The organism is Lactiplantibacillus garii, from assembly GCF_003885105.1.
Lineage (GTDB): Bacteria > Bacillota > Bacilli > Lactobacillales > Lactobacillaceae > Lactiplantibacillus > Lactiplantibacillus garii.
Genome location: NZ_QWZQ01000099.1, coordinates 1 through 2,128, shown reverse-complemented (window position 1 = coordinate 2,128; position 2,128 = coordinate 1). Strand labels below are relative to the sequence as shown.

Annotated in this window: 1 protein-coding gene; it reads left to right on the top strand. The window is 37.6% G+C overall.

Annotated elements, in window-relative coordinates; all coding sequences use genetic code 11:
- Positions 1-2,128 (top strand): DEAD/DEAH box helicase (locus D1831_RS14140; RefSeq protein ID WP_125073444.1); only part of this gene is annotated, 2,128 nt, incomplete at both ends.

Below are 2,128 nucleotides of genomic sequence, written 5' to 3'. Positions count from 1 at the left end.
GTTATGGAACGAAGCCTTGGTAAACTATCAAAAAGAGAAACGCCAGATTCCTGGAGAAGGAAGTAAGTCGTTTATCGGTAAGCAAGATATAATTTTTAAGTCTTTGAGCAATGAACTTACTAGTTTTTCAGCTCCAACATCGATGGGGAAGACCTTTTTAATTGAAAAGTATATTGAGCTTCAAGTGAAGGAGGGTGTCGTAGGCAACTTTGCGATCACTGTACCAAGCAAGGCACTCATTACCGAAGTAAAGGTTCAGCTTATTAAGGATTTAGGGGCAAAATTAGGCGAAAAACAATATCGAGTCATTTCTCATCCTGAAGAGTACAGGGTAGATTACGAGGGAAGCTATATTTGCGTAATGACTCCTGAACGCCTATTAGCCCTTTTAACACAATATTCAGAAGCACGGTTAATACACCTGTTTATTGATGAGTCTCAAAAAGTTACAGAAGCAAGTTCGCGTAGTGTCTTTTACTATGAAATATTTGACAGGGTTAGTGCATGGGAAAATCGACCGAAGGTAACCTTTGCCTCACCATCGATTCCAAATCCAGGAATATTTAAAAAGTTAGTACAAACAGCCGCATCGAATGATGGCCTTCGCATTGTCGAATCCCCAGTAACCCAGGTGGAAATTATCTTTGATCGCTATGCTAATAAAGCGGAAGTATATGATGATTTGAATCAAAATACTATTCCGATAGGTAAACTTAAAGAAACGCTATCAGTACCAGATATTATTCGGAAGATGATAAGCATTTTAGGGAATAGTAATTGCAACTTGGTTTATTATGGTTCAAAAGTCAATGCCATTTCAGATGCTGTGGTTGTTAGTCGTTCAATGGAAGAAAGTAACGATCCAAGGTTGATAGAGTTAGCTGATTATATTTCACGTAAAATTCACCCTAAATACATCTTGGTAAAACTAGTTAGAAAAGGAATAGCCTTCCACACTGGAGAATTGCCAGTTGACGTTCGCATTAGAATCGAGGAAGCCTGTCGGCAAGGAATCCTAAAGCTGGTTTTCTGCACTAGTACCCTACTGGAGGGAGTAAATTTGCCGGCTGATAATATTTTCGTTACTACGCTGCAAAATGGAAAAAGGACGCTCAGTCAATTAGACTTCTTGAACTTAATTGGTCGAGTGGGTAGGTTAGGTCACTCCATGCTAGGAAATATCTTTCTAATTACTGGCGATACGGCGAATTCGCATAGTAACCGTGCTGCTTATTTATCTAGGATGAATAACAGACTAAAAAAAGCTAAGTTATCTGTTGATGTTATTAAGCCTAAGCAAGCGGCAGCAATTAAGAAGAGCCTAGAGAAAGGCGATGTGCGTTTATATAACATTGAAAAAGATAAGAACTATGATTTAATCCGGAAATTATCATTACTTTATGTCAAGGAATTACGGAATGATCATCATGGAGTAGTTAGAACCCATTTAGCAAAACATATAACCTACAAAGAAGAACGAAAAATTTTACAATCCTTACAAGAACGATATGTTGACGAATTAGAGGATGATATTAACTTCTCTTCTGATCAGTCTGAAAGTCTTAGAAACAAGATTAGTCAGGAAAATATTAAAGGATATCCTAATATTCATGATGGGGAAAAATTGAGGTGGCCGGAAGCCAAAGCTTTTTTACTCAAACTATCAGAAATATTTAACTGGGCTATTTATGAATCCGACTTTGTTAAGTCAAAACAAGACAAGGAAACTCAAGATAAGGTCATCGAGGATGACGCTAAAATAGCCTTACTTTGGATGAGTGGGTACAGCCTGCAACGGATTTGCGACTTTGCAATTCAAATCCGTGATCCTGAGCGTGGAGATACAAGATTTCTTAATAGGGTAAGGCAATACCATGAGAATACCCCTAATATTGACTGGGAGACTACAACCATTAATTTAGTGATGAAAAGATTGCAAAATCTTCAGTTTGTATTAGGTAAATATTTCTTGAAAGTTACCCAGGAGTTAACTAAGAGTGGAATGCCACCTCAGAATGACTGGTATCGTTTCATGGAGTATGGAACAGATAGTGACTTACGGATTTGGTTACAGCAGAATGGTTATTCCAGAGAATCCTCAGAATATATAGAAGACAATAAAGATGAA